The sequence below is a fragment of the Nocardia higoensis NBRC 100133 genome (assembly GCF_000308595.1).
Classification (GTDB): domain Bacteria; phylum Actinomycetota; class Actinomycetes; order Mycobacteriales; family Mycobacteriaceae; genus Nocardia; species Nocardia higoensis.
Genome location: NZ_BAGA01000117.1, coordinates 1 through 22,145 on the forward strand (window position 1 = coordinate 1; position 22,145 = coordinate 22,145).

The 22,145-nt window shown below is 71.1% G+C and carries 19 protein-coding genes; 11 read left to right on the plus strand and 8 right to left on the minus strand.

Annotated elements, in window-relative coordinates; all coding sequences use genetic code 11:
* From ON26_RS21370 to ON26_RS32500, 3 genes are all read right to left on the minus strand, one after another.
* Nucleotides 1-872, minus strand: an 872-nt coding sequence (locus ON26_RS21370; protein ID WP_040798035.1) for a serine/threonine-protein kinase, incomplete at its 3' end; no start/stop codon positions are given.
* Between the two features lie 2 nt (nucleotides 873-874).
* The gene (locus tag ON26_RS21375; RefSeq protein ID WP_040798011.1) at nucleotides 875-2,650 is read right to left on the minus strand and encodes a serine/threonine-protein kinase; all 1,776 of its coding nucleotides are present in this window, start codon (nucleotides 2,648-2,650) and stop codon (nucleotides 875-877) included.
* A 105-nt stretch (nucleotides 2,651-2,755) separates the two neighbouring features.
* Nucleotides 2,756-4,459, minus strand: a complete 1,704-nt coding sequence (locus tag ON26_RS32500; RefSeq protein WP_306307250.1) for a serine/threonine-protein kinase — start codon at nucleotides 4,457-4,459, stop codon at nucleotides 2,756-2,758.
* Between the two features lie 249 nt (nucleotides 4,460-4,708).
* Here ON26_RS32500 and ON26_RS21385 point away from each other — a divergent pair, with 249 nt between their 5' ends.
* Entirely contained in the window at nucleotides 4,709-5,479 is a 771-nt protein-coding gene (locus ON26_RS21385) for a deoxyribonuclease IV (protein ID WP_040798037.1), read from the plus strand.
* 291 nt (nucleotides 5,480-5,770) lie between these two features.
* Nucleotides 5,771-6,742, plus strand: coding sequence for a hydroxymethylglutaryl-CoA lyase-like TIM-barrel protein (locus ON26_RS21390; RefSeq protein WP_051027322.1), 972 nt, complete (start codon nucleotides 5,771-5,773; stop codon nucleotides 6,740-6,742).
* A gap of 60 nt (nucleotides 6,743-6,802) precedes the next feature.
* On the opposite strand, the gene ON26_RS33930 is transcribed toward ON26_RS21390, so the two are convergent.
* Entirely contained in the window at nucleotides 6,803-6,973 is a 171-nt protein-coding gene (locus ON26_RS33930) for a hypothetical protein (protein ID WP_169333757.1), read from the minus strand.
* A gap of 437 nt (nucleotides 6,974-7,410) precedes the next feature.
* Here ON26_RS33930 and ON26_RS21400 point away from each other — a divergent pair, with 437 nt between their 5' ends.
* Nucleotides 7,411-8,139 carry a hypothetical protein gene (locus ON26_RS21400; RefSeq protein WP_040798013.1) on the plus strand — a complete coding sequence of 243 codons (729 nt, stop codon included), beginning with the start codon at nucleotides 7,411-7,413 and terminating at the stop codon, nucleotides 8,137-8,139.
* Nucleotides 8,140-8,434: 295 nt separating this feature from the next.
* Here the strand turns inward: ON26_RS21400 and ON26_RS21405 are convergent, their stop codons facing one another.
* Both ON26_RS21405 and ON26_RS21410 read right to left on the minus strand, forming a co-directional pair.
* A complete protein-coding gene (locus ON26_RS21405) occupies nucleotides 8,435-9,565 on the minus strand; it encodes an acyl-CoA dehydrogenase family protein (protein ID WP_040798014.1) in 1,131 nt (376 codons plus the stop codon).
* Nucleotides 9,566-9,574: 9 nt separating this feature from the next.
* Nucleotides 9,575-10,747: an acyl-CoA dehydrogenase family protein gene (locus ON26_RS21410; protein ID WP_040798015.1), complete on the minus strand. Its 1,173-nt coding sequence runs from the start codon at nucleotides 10,745-10,747 to the stop codon at nucleotides 9,575-9,577.
* 237 nt (nucleotides 10,748-10,984) lie between these two features.
* Between ON26_RS21410 and ON26_RS21415 the strand changes: the two genes are divergently transcribed.
* The 6 genes from ON26_RS21415 (at nucleotide 10,985) to ON26_RS21440 (ending at nucleotide 18,374) form a co-directional block, all read left to right on the plus strand.
* Nucleotides 10,985-11,707 (plus strand): hypothetical protein, encoded by a 723-nt coding sequence (locus ON26_RS21415; RefSeq protein WP_051027323.1) that lies wholly within the window; start codon nucleotides 10,985-10,987, stop codon nucleotides 11,705-11,707.
* A 350-nt stretch (nucleotides 11,708-12,057) separates the two neighbouring features.
* Nucleotides 12,058-13,569, plus strand: coding sequence for an HAL/PAL/TAL family ammonia-lyase (locus ON26_RS21420; RefSeq protein WP_169333758.1), 1,512 nt, complete (start codon nucleotides 12,058-12,060; stop codon nucleotides 13,567-13,569).
* The gene (locus tag ON26_RS31760) at nucleotides 13,566-14,396 is read left to right on the plus strand and encodes a 3-methyl-L-tyrosine peroxygenase-related protein (protein WP_051027324.1); all 831 of its coding nucleotides are present in this window, start codon (nucleotides 13,566-13,568) and stop codon (nucleotides 14,394-14,396) included. The genes ON26_RS21420 and ON26_RS31760 overlap by 4 nt, the downstream gene beginning before the upstream one ends.
* Complete coding sequence (locus ON26_RS21430; RefSeq protein ID WP_083884264.1) at nucleotides 14,389-15,081, plus strand: O-methyltransferase; 693 nt, start codon at nucleotides 14,389-14,391, stop codon at nucleotides 15,079-15,081. The genes ON26_RS31760 and ON26_RS21430 overlap by 8 nt, the downstream gene beginning before the upstream one ends.
* On the plus strand, nucleotides 15,078-16,106 hold the full coding sequence (locus tag ON26_RS21435; RefSeq protein ID WP_040798016.1) for a zinc-binding dehydrogenase: 1,029 nt from the start codon (nucleotides 15,078-15,080) through the stop codon (nucleotides 16,104-16,106). The genes ON26_RS21430 and ON26_RS21435 overlap by 4 nt, the downstream gene beginning before the upstream one ends.
* Before the next feature lie 9 nt (nucleotides 16,107-16,115).
* A complete protein-coding gene (locus ON26_RS21440; protein WP_040798043.1) occupies nucleotides 16,116-18,374 on the plus strand; it encodes an SDR family NAD(P)-dependent oxidoreductase in 2,259 nt (752 codons plus the stop codon).
* A 3-nt stretch (nucleotides 18,375-18,377) separates the two neighbouring features.
* Here the strand turns inward: ON26_RS21440 and ON26_RS21445 are convergent, their stop codons facing one another.
* Together ON26_RS21445 and ON26_RS21450 are read right to left on the minus strand one after the other, a co-directional pair.
* A complete protein-coding gene (locus ON26_RS21445; RefSeq protein ID WP_040798017.1) occupies nucleotides 18,378-19,694 on the minus strand; it encodes a wax ester/triacylglycerol synthase domain-containing protein in 1,317 nt (438 codons plus the stop codon).
* A 252-nt stretch (nucleotides 19,695-19,946) separates the two neighbouring features.
* Nucleotides 19,947-20,246: a DUF6191 domain-containing protein gene (locus ON26_RS21450; RefSeq protein ID WP_051027326.1), complete on the minus strand. Its 300-nt coding sequence runs from the start codon at nucleotides 20,244-20,246 to the stop codon at nucleotides 19,947-19,949.
* Between the two features lie 179 nt (nucleotides 20,247-20,425).
* Here ON26_RS21450 and ON26_RS21455 point away from each other — a divergent pair, with 179 nt between their 5' ends.
* Both ON26_RS21455 and ON26_RS21460 read left to right on the plus strand, forming a co-directional pair.
* Entirely contained in the window at nucleotides 20,426-21,292 is an 867-nt protein-coding gene (locus tag ON26_RS21455; protein ID WP_040798018.1) for a glycosyltransferase family 2 protein, read from the plus strand.
* Between the two features lie 96 nt (nucleotides 21,293-21,388).
* Nucleotides 21,389-22,114, plus strand: a complete 726-nt coding sequence (locus ON26_RS21460; protein WP_040798019.1) for an alpha/beta hydrolase — start codon at nucleotides 21,389-21,391, stop codon at nucleotides 22,112-22,114.
* The last annotated feature ends 31 nt before the right edge of the window (nucleotides 22,115-22,145 follow it).

Sequence of the window (22,145 nt, forward strand, 5' to 3'; positions counted from 1 at the left end):
GGCGAATGCGCAGCGGGCGCGGCCGAACGGTTCGGCACCGGCGCGGTGAGCGCGCGCCGGGCCGCCTCGGCGAACTCGACGCAGCTGTCGAAGCGGTCCCCCGGTTGCTTCGCCATGGCCCGGGCGAGCACCCCGTCGAGGGCCGCGGGCACGCCGGAACGCCGCCGGGACGCGGACGGCGGCGGGTCGTGCAGGTGGCCGGCGATGATCGCCACCGGGTTGTCGGCGGGGAACGGGAGCGTGCCGGTGAGCAATCGGAACAACGTGCAGGCCAGCGAGTACTGATCGCTGCGATGGTCCAGCCGCGCACCGGAGAGCTGCTCGGGTGCGGCGAAGGCCAGGGTGGCGGTGAAGGTGCCGGTCCGGGTGAGCCCGGCGGATTCCTCGCGCGGCCGGGCGATGCCGAAATCGGTGAGGTACACCCGTTCGTCCGCACCGGCTTCGCCGGGCTCGAGCAGAATGTTGGCGGGCTTCACATCTCGATGCAGAACCCCGCGCGCGTGGGCGAAATCCAGCGCCTTGGCCGTCTCGCCGACGATCCGCCCCGCCCGCCACGGCGGCAGCGCGGCGAGGTCGATCGACGCCGCGTCCACGCCGTCGATGAAGCGCATGGAGATCCACAGCTGCTCGCCCTCGACACCGCGGTCGTACACCCCGACGATATTCGGGTGGTCGAGCCGGGCGACCAGCTCGGCCTCCCGCTCGAACCGCGCGCGGATCTCCGCGTTGTGGAACATCTCCCGGTTCAACAGCTTCAACGCCGTCCACCGGGGGAGCCGGGGATGGCGGGCCAGATATACCGCTCCCATGCCACCCCGGCCGAGCAGCCGCTCGACGGTGTACCCGGCGAAAACCGCTCCGCGTTCGAGCACGGTCAGTTCAGCGGGGCCGAACGCCACCAGCGCAACACCTCGTCGATGCTACCGACGATGCCGTCGGTGTACATCAGGAACTGCGCGCGGTCCGGATCACCGGTGAAGACGGTGACCATCTTCGGGCCGCTGTTCTCGAACTTGTAGTTGGTGTAGGTCCGGCCACCGTTGGTGTCGGACGACTGCACCGCGTCGGAGGGCAGATTGGCCAGCGCCGCCTGCGCGTCCTGCGGCGTCGCGTAGGCGTAGATGGTGAAGAACGGGTCGTCGTTGCCGCCGCCGCCGAAGCAGTCCCACTGGTGGACCCAGTTGCCGAAGTCCGGGGTGCCGTCGGTCGGGATCGACGGACTGGCCGAGGTGTAGGAACCGCAGGTCGCGCCGTTGTAGCCGACGTCGCCGTCCTCGTTGTCGGGCACCATGCGGGGGAATTCGCGGCTGATGGCGTCGCTGTCGGCGACGATCGGCGGCGGCGCGACCGTGGTGCTCGTCCGGTCGTCCGCGCGCGGCTCGTCCTCACCGGAGGCCAGCACACCGACGATGCCGAGGCCCACCAGGAGCAACACCACCACGCCGACGGCGATAGCCACGATCAGGCCGGTGTTGGACTTGCCTGCCGGCTTGCCCGGCTGCGTCGGCGGACGCCCGCCCCCGGTGAAGCCGTAGGTGCCCGGCGAGGTGTACGGCGGAACCTGTCCGCCCTGCTGCGTCATCGCGGCGGTGGCCGTATGACCGGGCTGGTACCCCATCGCGGGGCCGCCGGTCATCGCATGGGTGGCTCCGGTGAGCTGGCCCTGTCCGACCTGCTGGTAGGGCGCACCGGTCATCGGACCGCCGGTCGGCTGCGCGCCCGTCATCGGGTTCACCATCTGGTGCGGGCCCGAGGAGATCGGATGCTGCGGACCGGTGCCCGGATGCACGGGCGTCACCGGCAGCGCGGGCGAGCTCTGCCCGCTCAGCGCGGCCTGCGCGGCGGCGGCGAACTCCGAGCAGGAGGCGAAACGATCCTCCGGCCGCTTGGCCATCGCCTTGGCGAGCACCGCGTCGAGCACCTGGGGCAGGCCGGGGCGCACGCTGCTCAGCGCGGGCGGCGGGCTCTGCAGATGCCCTTGGATCACCTGGGCCGGATTGGTCGCCGCGAACGGGCCGCTGCCGGTGAACAGCCAGAACAGCGCGCATGCCAGCGAGTACTGGTCGCTGCGGCCGTCGAGGCTCGCGCCGGTCAGCTGCTCGGGTGAGGCGTAGGCCAGGGTGGCGGTGAAGGTGCCGGTCTGGGTGAGATGGCCGGTGTCGTCGCGCAGGCGGGCGATACCGAAGTCGGTCAGGTAGACGCGTTCGCCGCGGCCGCCGCTCGACCGCGCCAGCAGGATGTTGGCCGGCTTCACATCACGGTGCAGCACGCCCATGCCGTGCGCGTAGTCGAGCGCGTCGGCGGTCTCCTTGATGATCTGCACCGCGCGCGCGGGCGGCAGCGTCTTCGGATCCACCGAGGCGGCATCGACGCCGTCGATGTACTGCATCGAGATCCACAACTGCTCGTCTTCGACACCACGGTCGTAGACGGTGACGATATTGGGGTGGTCGAGCCGGGCGACCAGATCCGCCTCCCTTTCGAATCGCGCCCGCACCTCCTTGTCGTCGAACATCTCCCGGTTCAACAGCTTGAGCGCTGTCATCCTCGGCAGACGCGGATGTTTCGCCAGGTAGACCGATCCCATGCCACCGCGGCCGAGTTGCCGCTCGATGACATAGCCGGCGAAGACCTCACCGCTGGCCAGCATGTCTGCTCCAATTCCCGCCAGCACCGGGACCCACCGGGAGGCGTCAAGCATGAGAAATCATCGAAACCATAGCAGTCGGCGCATGTGCCGAACGCCGTGGAAACGTCAGGGCGGAGGGCGTCCTTCGCCGTCCGCGGAGCCGCTCGCTCCACCGTTGCCCGCGGGTGCGGGGCGACCGCGCCGGACCCGGTCCGGCAGAGCGATCACGATCGGACGCGGGGTGCGTCCGCCCGACCGCGGCGACCGGCCCGAGGCGGGCCGGTCGGCGGCGGACGAGGCGGTGGCAGGCGGCTGTGTGGACAGCGGCGCGGTCGCCGGACGCGGCGGGACCGCCGGACCGGAATCGGGCGCGCTCCGGTGATACGAACGCGAGAGGTCCACCGCGCCGGGCGTTGCCGGGAACGGGGTGGTCGGCGGCAGCCCGGGCGCGGGCTGTTGCGCCCACGGCTGCGCGGACTGTCCCGGATGGCCGGTGGCGTGCGGGTATCCCGGATGGCTCTGCGGGCCTGCGGATGTGGGCGGCCCGTGGTGCGGAGTCGCGTATCCGGTGGCCGGCCTGTTCGGGTATCCGGCCGGAGGGTGCTGGGCACCCGTGGTCGGGTACGGCCCGTATGTCGACGGGTAGGACGGATTCGCCGGATTCGACGCGGGATAGGGCTGATTCGTGCCCGGGCGCGGTCCCTGCACCGGGTACGGCGAGTTCGTGCCGGGGCGAGGCGCGGCCGGGTAGGGACCGTTCGCCGCGGGATGGGCCGGGTTCCCCACCGGATACGGACTCCCGGGGTACGGATTGCCCGGGTACGGCGCCGTGGGATACGGCCCGCTCGCCGGGGGCGGGGCGACCGGATATCCGGAGGGGCCGGACCGAGGCGGGTAGCCCTGGTGCACCGGGGCGGCGCCGGTCGGGTATCCGGCGGGCCCGCCGTAGGGCGCGTGCTGCTGCGGCGGGGCGGTGGGCGGGCGCACGACCGCCAGCGCCTGCCTGGCGGCGGCGGCGAACTCGGTGCAGGTGTCGAACCGGTCGGCGGGATTCTTGGCCATCGCCCTGGCCAGCACCGCGTCGAGCTGAGGCGGCAGGGCGGGCCGGGTGGCACGCACCGACGGCGGCGGACTGTAGAGGTGATCGTGGATCACCTTGGCCGGGTTGCCGTTCGGGAAGGGCGCCGAGCCGGTCAGCAGCCAGTACAGGGTGCAGCCCAGCGAGTACTGATCGGCGCGGTGGTCGAGGGTGCGCCCGCCGAGCTGTTCGGGGGCGGCGTAGGCCAGGGTGGCGGTGATGGTGTCGCCGGAGGCCAGCGTGGTGTCGGAATCACGCACGCCCGCGATGCCGAAATCGGTGAGCAGCACCCGTTCCGGATGACCGATGGGCGCTTTGGCCAGCAGGATGTTGGCCGGTTTGATGTCGCGGTGCAGCACACCGTTGGCGTGCGCGAAATCCAGTGCGGCGCCGACCTCGGCGATGATCTGCACCGCGCGGGCCGGGGCGAGCACGTCCACATCGACACTGGCGGCGTCGGATCCGGAGATGAACTGCATCGAGATCCACAGCTGGTCGTCCTCGGCGCCGCGGTCGTAGACGGTGACGATATTGGGATGGTCCAGCTGGGCGACCAGATCGGCTTCGCGCTCGAACCGGCCCCTGATCTCGGTATCGGTGTAGAGCTCGCGCGCCAGCAGCTTCAGCGCGGTCAGGCGCGGCAGACGCGGATGCTTGGCCAGATACACCGTGCCCATGCCACCCTTGCCCAGCACACGTTTGATCTCGTAGCCGGCGAAGGTTTCGCCGATCTGCAACACAGTGATCCTCACCCCCTGGTTCCAACCGATGTTCCCGACGGCCCCGGCGCCCGGGACCCTCGAACCGAGACCACGATCGCCCGAGCTCCTACCGATGTATCTCGCCGGAGCCCGCGGGTGCAACAGTGGCCGATCTTTCCCGGCCGATCTTTCCCGGCCGATGTTCCTACGCATTGTCGGTCATCCCGGCGGTCCGCGCGTCCGCTCCGTCGGGATCGGTGGGCCGGCCCGGATGTCGGCACCACTCGTTAGGCTGTGGGCATGCGCATCGGAGCACACGTCCGGCTCGACAGCGATCCCATCGGCTTCGGCGAGAAACTGGGCGCCGAGGTCATCCAGATGTTCGTCGTCGACCCGCAGAGCTGGGACAAACCCGTCCCGCACCCGCGTACCGAGGAGATCCTGGCCAGCCCGATCGACGTCGTGGTGCATTCCTCGTACCAGATCAACGTGGCCAGCACGAACAACCGGCTGCGCATGCCCTCCCGCAACGCCGTCGCCCAGCAGGCGAAGGCCGCCGCGGATCTGGGCGCCTTCGGGCTCGTGGTGCACGGCGGTCACGTCCGGTCCGACGCCGAGATCGACGCCGGAATCGACAACTGGCGCAAGCTGTTCGAGCGGCAGCAGGACAAGGGCGGCTTCGCGGTGCCGATCCTGATCGAGAACACCGCGGGCGGCAACCACGCCATGGCCCGGCACTTCGACATGATCTCCCGGCTGTGGGACGCGGTCGGCGACTACGGCGCGGGCTTCTGCCTGGACACCTGCCACGCCTGGGCGGGCGGCGAGGATCTGGTCGGCGTGGTCGACCGGATCAAGGCCATCACCGGCCGCATCGATCTCGTGCACCTGAACTCCTCGCGCGACGCCTTCGACTCCGGCGCCGACCGGCACGCCAACTTCGCCGACGGCACCATCGACCCGCAGTTGCTGGCCGAGGTGTGCCGCACCGCGGGCGCCCCGGTGGTGCTCGAGACCCCCGCCGAAGGCGTCGCCGAGGACCTGGCGTACCTGCGAGAGCACATCGGCTGAGCGCGGCCGTGCATCGGGCTGCACCCGCGCCGATCGGGCTGATGGTTCACACTGGTGAGCATGAGTAGCGAGGCAGGCAATGCCGCGGCCGTGGTCATCGGCCACTGTGTGTCGAGGGCACATGAGGCGTAGGCGCGAAGAGGGCAGGCGACCGGTCGGCCGCAACCGATGGGAGTCGCGCGCGCCGGGTCACGCCAGGCCCACGATCAACCCGAACCCCGCCGGGGCGAATCAGAAACCGTGGGGCGGCGTGATGTGCGTGCCCCCGCAGGCCAGGGAGGACCGGCCACGATGCTGATCAGCGGCAGCGGCACCGCCGCGCGGTCGGCCGCGCTGCGCGGGGCCATCCTGCGAGATGTGACGCTGCGCGACGGGCTCCAGCTCACCGGCAAACCCCTGCCGCTGGAGCGCAAGATCGAGATCGTGCGCACGCTGCTCGGCCTCGGCGTTCCGGAACTGGAGATCGGCTCGATGGCGCGCCCCGACCTGGTGCCGCCGATGGCCGACACCATGGCCCTGGTCGAGGCGCTGACCCCCGAGGAGCTGGCTCGCTGCTGGGTGTGGGTGGCCACGCCGAGGCACGTGGAGAAGGCGGCCGCCGCGGGCGTGCGGAATTTCCAGTACTGCTTCTCGGTGTCCGACGCGCACAATCGCGCCAATATCGGCCGCGACACCGAGGCCAGCGTCGCGGCCATGCCCGAGGCGGTGCGGCTGGCCGAGTCGGTGGACGGGCGCATCCAGCTGTGCCTGGCCACCAGCTTCACCTGCCCGTTCGACGGCGATGTCGATCCGGAACGGGTGGTCTCGATCGCCTGTGATCCGCGCACCGAGGGCGCCGTGGACGTGGTGATCGCGGACACCCTCGGCCAGGCCCATCCCGGTCAGGTCCACGCGCTGATCGCCGCGATCCGGGACACCTCGCCGCAGCGGCGGATCGTCTTCCACGGTCACGACACGTGGGGCATGGGCGTGGCCAATACCCTCGCCGCGATCGAAGCGGGCGCGAGCATGGTCGACGGCTCGCTCGGCGGGCTGGGCGGCTGCCCCTTCGCGCCCGGCGCGAGCGGCAACACCTCCAGCGAGGACATCCTGTTCGCCACTCGCCCGGACTGGCTCACGCCCGGCGCGCTGGCCACCCTGGTGGATCTGTCCGAAGGCTTGCTCGCCGATCTCGACGAGCCGAACCGCTCCCGCACCGCGCAGGGGGTGCGGACCGAGTCGACGCCGTTCGCTTGGACCGCCGCGGTCGCCCGGGCGAACTGAACGACCACGCGGTTGCGGGCGGGGTGGTTCCCGCCCGGACCCGCGACACCGGCCGCTGGTTCAGGCGGTTTCCTCGGCGGGCGAGCCGTCGGCGCGGATCTTGAGCAGGACGAGCCCGGCGGTGCAGGCCAGGATCAGTCCGACCACGGTGATCTCGACGTGCAGACCGGCGATGCCGAGGACCGCGGCGATCAGGCCGCCGGCGAAGAACAACCACGCCGCCCATTTCATCGGCGTCGCATATCTCGCGGGGGTCCGGGATCCGGCCGGCACCGGGATCACGGGCTCCTGCGCCGGCATCGGCGCCTGATCTGCGAAGACCTTGTCCGCGGAGGCCTGATCTGCGGCGGACACCCGGGATGCCGAGTAAGCTCCCATCATCAACTCCTCGATGACGCCGTGCGGGTAGTGCTGTCGCGCAGGGGATTCGAGCGCGTCGCGTCGTTCGACTCCTGGCGTCTCACGCGTAACCGCAACCACACGCTACGACCACCCGGCACCCCTCGACCACGACACGTCGTCGCGACACGCCGATGAAATCATTTCGAGATGTGAACCTTCACTATTTCAAAATGCCTGTTCAGGGAGATGTGCGACACCTCCCACGTCGCCGGTGACCGGAGCCTGGTTTAAGGTGAGCCTCGACAGACGCACGAGGAGTAGCCCCGATGGAGAGCAGCAGGACCAAGCTCGTGGGGCCGGGAATAGCGGTCGGCGCGGTATCCCTCGGCCTGATCGTGATCGGCTCCTGCGGCATCGGCGGTGACGACACCTACGTGCCGCCGCCCCCGCTCGACAGCAGGCCCGCCGCCGTGGCGGTCGTTCAGGACGACGATTCCGGTTCGACGACGGAGCCGGTGGTCATCCCGCCGTCCCCGAGTTGGCAGGTGGCTCCGGACGGGCCGCCGCGCAGGCCCGCCGGCTACCGGACGATGACCACGACTCCCGACGACGGCCCCACCACCACCCGCCCGCCACGCACTACGGCGCCGCGCAGCACCGAGCCGCGCGACGAGGAGTCCGGCGACGCCGACGAACCGACGACGACCAGGCGCACCCTCTCGCGCACGCCGACCGCGCCCGAGCCGGTCGAGGAGCCCACCGACAGCGGCCCGGGCTCCGGCGCCGACGAGCCGGCAGACGACGAGGAGCCAACCGCAGGCGATCCGGCCACCGAATCGGATCCCGCGCCCGGCGATCCCCGCACCCCCGCCGCGGGCATCGGCGCCGAGCCGCACAGCGTCGCCCTCGCCGAGAGCGTTCCACCGTCCGGAGGCACGCAGCCGCCCTCGGCCCCGCAGCCACCCGCCGCACAGCCGGATGATCAGCCGGCCGCTCCCGCGCCGACGAGCACATCGCCGCCCGCGCCGACGGTGCCCCAGCTCCGACAGGAGTGATCGATTCGGGCGGGCTCCCGCGGGCGGGCGCGACGGCGCCGGGCGATCGGCCCGCCGAACTTCGGCGAGCCCGGCAAATCGTCGACCGCGACCCGAAATCGCCCGATCCGGGTGCCGACGCGCCGATCCGGGGCCGAAATACCGATCCGGGGCCGAAATGCCGATCCGGGCGCCGAGATACCGATCCGGGCGCCGAAGCATCGGTCCGGGCGAAGCAAGCCCGAGCCGCAACGAAAAGCGGCGGCGCGCCGCCGGCGCACCGCCGCTCACTCCGGGACGAACCCGGTAACCGTTCCTACAGCTCGACCAGGTCGTAGCCGCGCGTCGCCTCCCGCAGCACGGCCAGGTGCTCGTGCTCGCCGCCGAGCGTGCGCCCGATCGCGGTGAGCCTGGCCACGTAGTGGGAGACCGGGTACTCGGCGGTGATGCCGATGCCGCCGTGCATCTGGATGGCCTCCTGGCCGACGTGCCTGGCCGCCTTGGCCACCTGCAGGCGCACCCGCGAGATGACGACCGGGTCGAACACCCCGTCGGCGACCGCCGCGGTCAGGTACAGGTTCATGCTGCGCGCCAGCTCCAGCGAGACGTACATGTTGGCCGCACGCTGGGTCAGTGTCTGGAACTTCGACAGCGTGACGCCGAACTGCTTGCGGGTGCGCAGGTACTCCGAGGTCAGCCGCAGCGACTCGGTCATCGCGCCGACGGATTCGGCGGCCAGGCCCGCATGCGCGTAACCGAGCGCCTCCCGCACCGCGGCGGCGGTGTCCACGCCCGGCTCGCCGAGCAGTTCGGCGGGGGTGGAGGCGAATTCGAGCTGCGCGCCGCGCAGGCCGTCGATGGTGCGGTACGGGGTCCGGGTGACGCCGGAGGCGTCGGGCGCGACCAGGAACAGGCCGAGGCCGCCGTCGGGCAGCACCGCGCTCACCACGAGTCGGTCGGCGCAATCTCCGTGCGGCACCGGGTTCTTCACGCCGGTCAGGGTGTAGCCCTCGCCCGCGCTCTCGGCCCGGGTGGACAGTTCCTCCGACGGCCAGCGCACGCCGGGCTCGGAGTGCGCGAAGGCCAGCAGCAGTTCGCCGCCGGAGACGGCGGGCAGGATCGCCGAGCGCTGCGCGTCGGTGCCCAGGCGCGCGACCAGCGAGCCCGGCACGACCACCGCGTCCAGCAGCGGTTCCGGGGCCAGCCGCACGCCGAACTCCTCGAGCACCACCAGGGTCTCGACGGGGCTCGCGCCCGCGCCGCCGTCCTCTTCGGAGAACCCGAGGCCGAGCACGCCGAGTTCGGCGAGCTGACGCCAGACGTCACGGCTCCAGCCCAGGTCGGTATCGGTCACCTTCAGGCGGGTTTCGGAGTCGTAGGCGCGAGAGAGGAGGTCACGCACGGTGTCGCGCAGCATGACCTGTTCTTCAGTGAGTTCGAAATCCATGCCCTGTCCTCACAATCCGAGGATCGTGGAGGCGATGATGGTGCGCTGCACCTCGTTCGAGCCTCCGTAGATGGTGGTCTTGCGGTAGTTGAGGTACTTGCCGCCGCTGCGCTGGGCCCAGTCCGGGGAGGCGATGCCCTCCGCGCCGACCGGGATGGCGTCGGGGCCCGCGATGTCGAGCAGCAGTTCGGTGGCCGCCTGCTGCAGTTCCGAACCGCGCAGCTTGAGCACCGAGGAGGCCGGGTTCGGCTTGCCGTCGGCGGAGTTGGAGACCACCCGCAGCTGGGTGAGCTCCAGCGCGAGCAGTTCGTTCTCCAGTTCGGCGATCCGGCTGGCGAACACCGGATCATCGAGCAGGGTGCCCGAACCGGCCTTCACCTCGCGCGCGTGCTCCTTGGCGACGGCGATCTTGACCTTGGTCGAGCCGACCCCGGTGATGCCGGTGCGCTCGTTGCCGAGCAGGAACTTCGCGTAGGTCCAGCCCTGGTTCTCGACGCCGACGAGCTGGTCGGCGGGCACCCGGACGTTCTCGAAGAAGACCTCGTTGACCTCGTGGCCGCCGTCGATCGTCTTGATCGGGCGGATGGTCACGCCGGGCGATTCGACGTCGAAGAGCAGCATCGAGATGCCCGCCTGCTTCTTCGGCGCGTTCGGGTCGGTGCGCACGAGGCAGAAGATCCAGTCGGCGTACTGGGCCGAGGTGGTCCAGATCTTCTGGCCGTTGACGATGTAGGAGTCGCCGTCGCGGACCGCGGTGGTGCGCAGCGAGGCGAGATCCGAACCGGCGTCGGGTTCGGAGAAGCCCTGGCACCACCAGATGTCCAGCGCCGCGGTCGCGGGCAGGAAGCGTTCCTTGAGTTCCTGCGAGCCGAAGTGCGCGATGACGGGGCCGATCATCGTGGCATTGAACGTCAGCGGCTCGGGCACCGAGGCCAGCTGCATCTCGTCGAGCCAGATGTGGCGCTGCATGGGGGTCCAGTCCTTGCCGCCCCATTCGACCGGCCAGTTCGGCACGGCCAGCCCGTTGTCGTTGAGGATCTTGTGCGTGGTGACGATGTCCTCGCGAGACAACTCGCGGCCGTGCTCGACACGCTCACGAATATCCGCGGGGATCTGCGTGCGGTAGAACTGCCGCAATTCGTCGCGGAAGGCTACCTCGTCAGGGGACAGGGATATTTTCATACGCAACTCCCGTTGTGTCTCGTACGTACGATAAGAACCTACCCGCGGGCCGTGCCCCTGTGTCGAGTGGACCACACCTTTTCCGCACCGTGTGCCACGACACCGCACCGAACCGGTGACGGTGCGGGCCGGATGCCGCATTCCGGGCGCTCAACGGTCCGTCCACGCGGCGTTCACCGGCGCGAACTGGTACCTTGACGCCCTAGTACACGCCCGAGAGGTTCGAGGAGTTATTCGGTGAACGGCAGAACCATCGCACTGTCCGCCGTCGCCGCTCTCACGCTGGGCGTGGGCGCGGCCGCGACCGCCATTCCCGCAGTCGCCGACGACACGGTGCCGGTCGCCGACGCCATCGCCGAGCTCACCGAACGCGCGGGCGAGGACCAGGCCGCCCAGGCGGGCGTCGGCGCGCTCGGTCAGTACACGAAGCTCGTCGACGTGGCGCAGCTGCGTGACATCTCGGGCGTGTGGGCGCCCTTCGCCTACGCCGCGCCCACCTTCGGCTGCGGCAGCAACGGCCCGATCACCACCATCATCGCCGCGGCGACCACCTACGGCCGCACCGCCGAGAACGCCGAACGGCCCGAGCCCGGCCGGCTGCGGTTCAGCGCCACCCCCGCCCACACCGGCATGCCGCTGAACTCCGGCCTGGTGGTCGCCTGGGTCAATGTCAACAACGGCCGCAGCGGCATCGACACGCTCGACGACCGCACCCCCGAGGGCCTGCCCACGCTGTCGCGCACCGTCGAGAGCGGCCCCGGCACCGTGATCGCCTCGATGTGGGGCGTCATCGGCTACCCGGGCGCGCACTGCGTCATGACGCCGACCGTCGGCACCTTCTCCGTGCCGGACGCCCCACTGCCCGCGCCCGACGGCGCACCGGCGCCGAACCCCGCCATCGCGCCGGTCCCGGATCCGGCCCTGGTTCCCATCCCGGAACCCGCGGCCGCGCCCGCCTGACGGACCGACGCCGCACAGCCGGACATCTCCGCCCCGAAGGGTGGCATCGCACACGCGATGCCACCCTTTTTCGTCGACCGACGCCTCCCTCGTCCCCCGGGGTCCACTCGGGGCTCCGGTCTGCCGGGCCCGGACGGCCGATCGTCGGGCTGCCGCGCTCGCCCGCTGAGCAGACCGATCGGCACATCTCGTTCCACCGTTCGTCGTATACCGGCCCACGAGCAGACCTCACCTCGTAACCGAACAGCCGTGTACTGATCGCGCAAGGGGGCTGAACCGCCGACTCGGACCGGGCGGAACAGTCCTGACGCCAATGACATTCGCTCTGCCTTCGGAACAAGGACGCATGGATGACGGACGAATCCCCCTGTCCCCACTCGCTCACGCTGGGATCGGCATTGACCCCGGCCGCCTTGACACTGGCCGCTACACCGCTGGACATCGAGTTCACCGAGGCCGCATCGGCCGCGATGAAACAAGGCAGCGCGTTCGTGAAAACCGTTCTGGACGAGGGACGTCCGGTCTACGGCGCGACCACCGGCTTCGGCGCGCTGGTCGGTTTCGACGGCCGGGAGTCGGCCGCCGACCAATGTGACAATGTGCTCGGGCATCTCACCGTGGGGCAGGGGCCGGAGCTGGCTCCCGACGTGGCCCGCGCGGTGATGCTGGCCCGGCTGTGGTCGCTCTCGCGCGGCCTGTCCGGTGTCTCCGATGCGGTCGTCCACGCGCTGGCGGCCATGTTGGCCACCGGTTTCGCCCCGGCGATCCCCTCGCTCGGATCCGTCGGCGCCAGCGGCGATCTCATACCGCTGGCGCACGCGGTGCAGTCGTTGCGCGGCGTCGGTCACGCCTACGTCGACGGAGTGCGCATGCCCGCGACCGAGGCGCTGGCCGTGGTGGGACTCGACCCGCTGCGGCTGGACGGCCGCGATGCCCTGGCACTGGTCAACGGCATCTCGGTGACCAGCGCGGTGGCCGGGCTCGCCGCGCATTCGGCGGCCCGCTCGGTACGCACCGCCGTCGCGCTGGTGGCCCTGCTGGCCGACCTGCTCGGTTGTGCCCCGGCCTTTCTCGCGCCGCCGCTGCTCGCCGCGTTCGGGCATCCGGAGGTCGAGGCGGTCGGTGCGCATCTGTCGCGGCGATTGACCGGACTGGTGCCGGTCGAGGGCCGCCCGTTGCAGGAGCCCTACAGCATCCGCTGCACGCCGCAGCTGCTCGGCGCGGCGGACTCGGCGCTGTCGTGGGCGGCGGAGGTGGTGACCCGGGATCTCAACGGTGTCAGCGACAATCCGCTGTTCTTCGCCGAAGAGGATCTGGTCGCGCACGGCGGCAACTTCTTCGGCCAGCCCTCGGCCTTCGCGGCGGACACGATCTCCTCCGCGCTCACCCAGATGGGCAATCTCGCCGAACGCCAGATCGATCTGCTGGTCGACCCGCACCGCAACGGCGGGCGTCCGCCCATGCTCTCCACCGACCCCGGCAAGCATCACGCCATCCAGGGCCTGCAGGTGCTGGCGACCGCGACGGTGGTCTCGATGCGCCGGAACTGCGTCCCCGCGGCCATGCAGTCGGTGCCGACGAACATGCACAACCAGGACGTGGTGCCGTTCGGAACGCAGGCCGCTCTCACCGCTTTCGAGCAGAGCCGGTCGCTGCGGCTGCTGCACGGCTGCCTCGGTGTGGCGCTGGTGCAAGCCGCGCACACCGGAACCAGGAAACCGACAGCGCCCGCCAACGTCGCGCTGCTCGACGCACTCGTCGATCGGGTCGCCCCGATCGAACAGGACCGAATCCTCGACGCCGACATCCGTGCCGCCGCAGACGTTCTCGACGGCCTTTTCGACAGGGAGCAGGCGATATGACCGCCGTCTTCAGAACCCACACGAGCCGGCCACCGATACTCGACATCGATCTCGGCCAGCTCAGAATGCCCTGGCCGACAGCCGAATTCATCCGCTGCGAGGTCCCCTACATCGATCCCACGCAGCCGTATCCGGCGGCTCCCGACGGTGACGAGGCCGCGCTGGCCTGGTATCGCTGGCTGCTCGGTCACCACCTGTCGTTCTGCGTCTGGCGGCTCATGATCGAGGCGCTCGGCGACGCCGCCGACGGCGAGCAGGAGGCGGAGCGCGAGCTGGCCGAGCTCTACGACAGCTACTCGGCGCTGCTGCTGTACGCGGGCACCTGCTCCCCCGAGATCTACGACACGGTGCTGCGGGCCAGGATGAAGGCCGCCGATCCCGCCATGAGCGGCACGTGGGCGCGCGACTACCGGGAGATCGGCGCCCGGTTCGCGAAGCTGGACGTCGACGCCGCCTCCCCGCTGAAGGCCTCGCTGAAGCTGAACCGGCTCGTGCACATGAGCGTCGGCGCCCGGCTGGTGCCTACGGGCAAGTCCCTGCTGCGCGAGACCGGGCGCGACGTCCGCGCGGAGCCGACCCGCGCGGAATCCGACGTCGTCGACGCCTTCTTCCTGACCGATCGCACCGAGCTGTGCGCCCACGAGTTCCGCGCGCAACTGCGGATCCGGGTGCGCGCCGCGCTCGACGACCTGGCCGCCCACCCGAGCGAGATCAGCTACGGGCGTGCGCAGGTCGACGCACTGCAGACCCAGCTGGCCGAGCACATCCACGCCGTGGCGCGCCTGGCCGACACCATTCTGAGAAGAGGACGGATCCACCTTGGCTGAGACGACGACCCCGCCGCAGTACAGCGACAAGACCCTGCCGGTCACCCCGGAGCTGGCCGCGTATGTGCGCGCCCAGGCCGGACCGGTCAGCGCCGCCCAGCGCGGGCTGATCGAGGCGACACTCGCGCTCGGCGATGCGGCCGAGATGCAGATCCCGGTGGAACAGGGGGCGCTGCTGACACTGCTGACCCGGCTCGTCGGCGCCCGCACCGTCGTCGAGGTGGGCACCTTCACCGGCTATTCGACCCTGGCCATCGCGCTCGGCACAGACCCGGACGCGCGGATCACCACCTGTGACATCACCGACCGGTGGTCGCCGATCGCCCGGCGTGCCTGGCAGGAAGCAGGCGTCGCCGATCGGATCACCCAGCTGGTCGGCCCGGCCGCCGAATCGCTGGCCGAACTGCCCGACGAGCCGCTGATCGACCTCGTGTTCATCGACGCCGACAAAGTCGGCTACATCGGCTACTGGGAGCAGCTGGTGCCGCGGGTGCGCCCGGGCGGGCTGATCATCGTCGACAACGTGCTCTACGCCGGTGAGGCCGTGAGCCCGGACGCGGTGGGCAATGCCGCCGCCATCCGCGCGTTCAACCGGCACGTCCTCGACGACGAGCGGGTCGAATCGGTGCTGCTCACCGTCGCCGACGGGTTGACGCTGGCGCGCAAGGTCGGAGGTGCGCGGTGAAGGCGGTCATGCTGACCTCACCGGGCGAACTCGAGGTCACCGAAGTTCCCGACGCGAGGCTGGAGAATCCTGCCGACGCGGTGGTCCGGATCGTCGCCGCGGGCATCTGCGGCACCGATCTGCGGGCCTTCGCCGGCCGTCCGGGCCCGGTGCCCGGTCCGGCGTGCGGACACGAATTCGTCGGCGTGGTCGAGGAAATCGGGCCCGAGGTGCGCACGCTGCGGCGCGGCGATCTGGTGGTCGCGCCGTTCATGTTCGCCGACGGCACCTGCCACCACTGCGTGCGCGGCGTGCCGACCTCCTGCCGCAGCGGCGGGATGTGGGCGATCGCGGCGGGCGGCGCACAGGCCGAGGCCATCCGGGTGCCCTTCGCCGACGCCACCCTGGTGACGGTGCCGATGGACGAGCGCGACGAACGCATCCCGGCGGTGCTGGCCCTGGCCGATGTGATGGCCACCGGTCACCACGCGACGGCCGGTGCGCGGGCACTCGGACCGTCGGCGACCGTGGCCGTCCTCGGGGACGGCGCGGTCGGACTGTGCGCGGTGCTCGCCGCACGACGGGCCGGGGCGCGGCGGATCTTCCTGGTGGGCCGGCACGAGTCGCGCCTGCACACCGGAAAGATCTTCGGTGCGACCGATCTGGTGACCACCCGTGGCGACGAGGCGCGGGCGCAGATCATGGAGGCCACCGACGGCATCGGCGTCGACCTGGTGATCGACGGCGTCGGTGAACAGGACGCGCTGGACACCGCCTCGGCCGTATGCGCCGACGGCGGCACGCTGAGCCTGGTCGGCGGACCGCACGGCGGCCTTGACCTGATGTCGTGCTTCCTGCGCAATGTCACCGTCACCGGCGGGTTGACCCCGGCCAGGCGTTATCTGCCCGAACTGCTCGGCGAGGTCGTCGCGGGCAGGCTCGATCCCGGTCCCGTCTTCGACAGATCGGTGACGCTGGACGCGGCGGCCGAGGGCTACCTGGCGATGGCGCGGCGCCAGGCCACCAAGGTCCTGATCGAAGTCTGAGGAGTGCTGGTGAGTGGGTTCGCCGATCCCGGCGCCGTCGCGATCACCGAGTACGTGCTGGGCGCGGCCCCGGCCGACGACCGGCCCGCGGTGGTGGATCACACCCGTGGTTCCCGCCGCGAGTTCACCTACCGCGAGCTGCGCCGGGCGGTGGCCGGGCTGGCCGGGCACCTGCGGCGCAGCGGCGTGCGGGACGGCGACGCGGTCGGCGTCGCCGTCGAGAACAGTTACGAATTCGTCGTCGCCTACCACGGTGTGCTCGCCGCGGGTGGGGTCGTGCTCACGCTCGACCCGCGCGATCCGGCCCACGAGTCCGGCGCGGATCGGGACGGCGCCGGTATCGCCGCCCTGATCACCGAACGGCTCACGAGCGGCGGCGAGGGAATCGGAACAGTGTTCGAGGCCGGCCGGACGATCGTCGTCGACGACGGAGCACCCGACGGTGCGACGCCGTGGAAAGCCGCGGTGGACGCGGCCGCCGAACCGGTCGCCTGGCACGGCGGTGACCGGCCCGCCGTGCTCATGCGTTCGAGCGGCACCACCGGCGCGGCCAAACGGATCACGGTGACACACCGCAATATCGTGGCCAACCTGGCGCAGATCGCGGAGTTGCACCGGTTGCCCACGGGGACTGCGGTGGCGGCGATCCCACCGCTGCGCCACATCTACGGCATGCAGATGGCGATGAACCCGGTGCTGCGGGCCGGCGCCACGCTCGTCCTGCCCGCCACCCCGTTCCGGGTCGACGACTTCCTCGACCTGCTGCGTGCCTACCGGGTGGAGCTGGCCTACACCGTGCCCAGCGTGCTGGCCGAGATCGCGGCCGCCCCGGCGTTCGCGCCGCTCCCGCGATTGCGGCGGGTGGTCTCCGGCGGCGCGCCGCTGCCTGCCCAGGTGGCGCGCGGCGCGGCCGAACGGCTGGGCGCGCCGGTGGTCCAGGGCTTCGGGATGACCGAGGCGGGGTGCCTGTTCTTCACTCCCGACGACCGGCCGGCTCCGGCCGGGTCGGTGGGAATCCCGGTGCCCGGCACCGAGATCCGGCTGGTCGATCCGGCGAGCGGGGCGCGGGCCGAGCCGGGCGGTCCCGGTGAACTCTGGGTGCGCGGACCGCAGGTCGTGCCCGGCGCGGTCGAGACCGCGGGGCCGGCGCAGGGCTGGTTGCGCACCGGCGATCTCGTGGCCACCGACGCCGAGGGATTCGTCCGGATCACCGGGCGGATCAAATCCATGATCAAGTACAAGGGCAATCAGGTGTGGCCGGCCGAGCTCGAAGACGTGCTCACCACTCACCCGGCAGTGCGCGAGGCGCTGGTCTGCGGGGTACCCGATCCCGTGGCCGGGGAGATCCCCAAGGCGTATGTCGTTCTCGGAGAGCAGGTTCCGCTCGCCACGATCACCGAATACGCGGCCGGGATGCTGGCACCCCACAAGCGCGTCCGGATGATCGAGCGGGTACGCGCCATTCCCCGCTCGGCGACCGGGAAGCCGGTGCGTCCGCCCGCATTGCGGGTGCTGGTGTCCGGCGGATCGCGCGGGCTGGGTCGGGAATTCGCCGTGGCACTCGCGGCGGCGGGTGCGCGGGTGCTGGTCACCGGCCGTGACGAGCAGGCTCTGCGGGAGACGGTGCGACTCGCCCGGGACATCGACGGCGCGGCCGAGTACGTGGTGGCCGACCTCACCGCGCCCGGCGCGGCGGACCTGACACTGCACCGGATCACCGAGTCGTTCGGCGGCATCGACATCCTGATCGCCAACGCAGGCGTGGCGGGGCCGATCGGGCCGATCTGGGAGGTCGACGAGGCAGCCTGGTGGGCCACGATGGAGACCAATGTGCGCGCGACGGTCGCGATGACCAGGGCGGCGGTCCCCCACCTGATCGCCCAGGGCAGCGGCAGGCTCGTTCATCTGGTCAGCAATGCCGGACGACACCGCTGGCCGCACGCCGCCGCCTACTCGATCTCCAAGGCCGCACTGATCTCGCTGAACGCGAACCTCGCCGGGGAACTGCGCGGCACCGGCGTCACCACCATCGCCTACGACCCGGGACTGGTCGCGGCGGGCATCACCCAGGCCCACTTCGATCGCGGGCGCGTCGGTGATCCGTTCGCCGACAGGATCCTCGATTGGGCCACCGCGGCCCGTGCGCGCGGCGGCCTCACCCCCGTGGCGGACTCCACCCGCGCGCTGGTCGCCGCGGCACTCGGTGCGGCCGACCACCGCTCGGGCGAGTACGTCACGGTCGGGGATCTGCTGCCGGCTCCGGCATAGGGCTCACGCCTGCGACGACAGCTCTCGCAGGGCCCCGGCCCAGGCGTCCACCAGGTCGGCCGGGTCGGGGCAGTCGGATGGCGCGACCGCGGCCAGGGTGGCGCTGCCGTTGTAAGTGGTCAGCAGGCTGAAGCACTCGTGGCCCGGCGGCAGCCACGGGAGGGCGGCGCACTCGAGCACAGGGGCGCCGAGCACCGTGATGCCCTGATCGATGCGCACGTTGGAGGCGGTGACGCCGATGACCGCCGGGTCGGTGACCCGCCCCTGCGCCCAGGCGGCCACCCGGCGCGGGCCGGCCGACAGCTTCCTGGTCGCGCGCCGGTGCCGGGCGATCCTGGCGCGGCTCGCGGCGAGCCTCAGGTCTTCGAGGCGGGCGCGCGGGTCCGGTTCGTAGCCCGGCAACAGCACCCGCATCAGTCCGATCCGGTTGGCCGCGTAGGCGACCTCACCGAGGAGCCGGGTGTCCAGCGGGATGGCGATCTCGCGGCTGTCGGCGCGCTCCCAGTCCGGCGACCAGCGGCGCAGCGCAACCGAGAGGGCCGCGAGGTGCACCTGGTTGACGGTCGCACCGGTGGCCGCAGCGGTGGCGGTCAGCAGCGAGGATCCGACGGTGACTTCGCCCAGCAACCGGCCCGGACCGGTCGGGAACTTCCGCGCCGGGGCCGATCGGCGCTCCGAACGTCGCAGGTCGGGCATGACGGCAGCCAGTCCGCCGAGCCAGCGATGCCGGTGTAGCGGTGGGTCGTCGAGCGGGAGCGGGGTGGCGTCCCCGAGCAACCGGGTCACGGTGTGCCGCGCGCCCGTCACGTCCTGACGCGCGTGGTGAGCCAGATAGAACAGGGTCCACCGGTCGGCGGCGGGGTCGGACTCGATCAGCAATTGCCACGGCGGCCGCAGCGGGTCGGGTGACTCGCCGAGCAGGGCGTGCACCGGGATACCGACGGACCCACGCACCTCGGCGACGACCGGGTTCTGTCCGCGACCAGGGGTGCCATCGTGAGTACGAGCGCCCTCCTGCCCGACCCGGACCTGCCGGACGTGCCGGTCCAGGTCGAACTCGGGGTCCGGCTCCCAGCGCGGCCGCGGCCCGGTCACCAGGCGCTCGGTGAGCTCGGGGAGCAACGGCAAACGTTCGGCCACCCGGTCGCGCAGCGTCCGCGGTGTTGGAGCCGCGCCGGACACGCGCAGGCGCAGGGCGATGTACATATCGGTCGGGTCCGGCGCCAGGGCGCCGAGTTCGGCAAACGACGTGGTCAGGAAATCGGCGGTCATCGGGACGCTCTCCACCAGCTCGGCGATCCGGTCACCGCGCCCGGCCACCGGTGCCGGTCGAGCACGATCCAACCGGTTCTTGCGGTCACGCTACGACGGGCACGCTAGCGCCACGGCCGAATCCTCGCGACCGCAGAGCAATTCACCACGGATACACGAAATATGTTCCAGCGAAGGAATTTTCATGGCGCGTACCGGATGCGGCCGCTCGCCCGATGCCCAGATTTCGCCGGGACGGCAACAGATGTTCACGGCACGGCACAGCCGGGTCCGCAGCCGGGCGCGGCGCTCCCGATCCGCCTACGACGTCGTCTTGCCGACGCGCAGATAGACCGTCCGCGATTCGAGGTCGAGTTCGCCGCCGCCGGAGGCCGCGTCGATGTCCACTCGTACCAGCCGCTTGGACTCACGTTCCTCGATGAGATTGCGCGTCCCGGGATTGAACAGGTTGTCCATGTGTTCGAGCACCCCGGTGGCCGCCGCACTGCCGCCCTTGGACTTGCGCCAGTACATCCAGCCACGCCGCTCGGCCCACAACGCCAGCTGGTCGAAGACGACCAGAACCGCGACCACCCCGATCGCGAACCACACCGACCCCATATGTCACTCCCTCGACGGATCCCGAGTCCGCCTGTCGCGCCCCAGAGTACGCGAGCCGACGGTCCGCGTCCGGTTCCCGAGAAGGTCCGCCGGCGGGAACCGAAGCAGGTCGAGCCGTCCGGCCGACCCGCTCGATCCGGCATTCTCCTCCGGCGCGCGAAGCTGATAGGTTCGCGGCCATGCGCGACAAGACGGTCGGCGTGCTCCTGATCACATATCAGAGCGCCGAGGATCTGCCCAGCTTTCTGGACTCACTCGAAGCCGCTGTGGAGCCCCTGCGGGCGGACGTGGTGTGCGTGGACAACACCTCCACCGACAACGGCCCCGACCTCGTCGCCGCCTACGGTGGCCGCGTCACCCGCAACAAGCGCAATGTCGGCCTGTCCACCGCCATCAACCAGGCCGCCGCGCAGACCGACGCGGAGTGGCTGCTGGTGGCCAATCCGGACACCCAACTCTCCCCCGCCTCGATCGCCACCCTGGTGGAGACCGCGCGCACGGACGAGCGGATCGGCATGATCGGGCCGCAGATCCTGCGCCTGGACGGCACGCCGTACCCGAGCGGGCGGGCGTTCCCCTCACTGCTCGTCGGCATCGCGCACGCATTGCTGGGCGGGGTCTGGCCGGGCAATCCCGCCACCCGCCGCTACTTCGGCAAGCGGCTCACCACGGCGGGCGACGTGGACTGGATCTCCGGTTGCTGCATGCTCTTCCGCCGCGAAGCCTTCGAGGAGGTCGGCGGCTTCGACGAGCGCTACTTCCTGTACTTCGAGGAAACCAAGATGGCCCTGGACATGCACCGGGCCGGCTGGCGCGTCGTGCTCGATCCGAGCGTGGGCATCAAGCATCGCGAGGGCGGCAGCATGCGTTCCGCGCCGTTTCGCAAGGTGCGCAGCCATCATCGCAGCGCCCTGCGGTTCTACGTCGACTATCACCGTGGCACCCCGTGGATCGTGTTCGCACCACTGGTCGCCGCGGGCCTGGCGGTACGCGCGGTCGTCGCTTCGGCCCGCACGGCCGTGACCGGGCGTCTGGCCAGGAACTGAGGCACCAGAACCGCGGAACCGGCCGCGCATCCTAGCCGGTTCCGCGCCGACATGGTGAAGTACCCTGAGACGCACGAGATTTGGCAGTATCGACCAATGCTCTTCTTCGACGGCACGCGTGGCCGCTTGCACTATCGGCGATGGCCGGTCGACTCTCCCTTCGCGGTGGCCGTGCTGCTGCACGGGCTCGGCCAGCACAGCGGCAACTACCATCGCTTCGCCCGGTCCCTGAACGCCATCGGCGTCGAGGTGTGGGGCCTCGACCTGGCCGGTCACGGGCTCAGCGAGGGCGATCCCGAGCAGCCGGGCACGCTGGCCGAGCTGGTCGCCGACGCGACCGTGCTGGTGCGGCGCGCCCACGACGAGCGGCCGGAGCTGCCGCTGGTGCTGATGGGCCATTCGCTCGGCGCGGTGACCACACTCGGCCTGCTCGGCGCGGCGGTGCCCGACACCACGAGCGGAGCCGATCTCGGCGGCGTGGAGTCGAGCTACCCGCTGAGCCCGAGCGTGCCGCTGGAATGGCTGCACGGTCTGGTGCTGTCCGGCGTGCCGCGCCGTGCGCTCGGCGGCGGCCTGCCGGGCGCGCCCGGAACGGCGCTGCCCGCCACCCTTCCGGTGCTCGCCGTACACGGCGCCGAGGACCGGCGGGCGCCCGTGGAAGGCATTCGGCTCTGGACTGCGCGCCACGAATCGGTAGATTTGCGGGAGTACGCCGAGGCCGGACACGACCTGCTGCACGAACCGGTGAAGGGGCGCGTTGCCGCCGATATCGCGCAGTGGCTGCGTGAAGTGGTGATCCCGGACTCGGTGGTCGCGCGGTAGCGAACACCAGGCAGGCGGCGCGGGGAATACG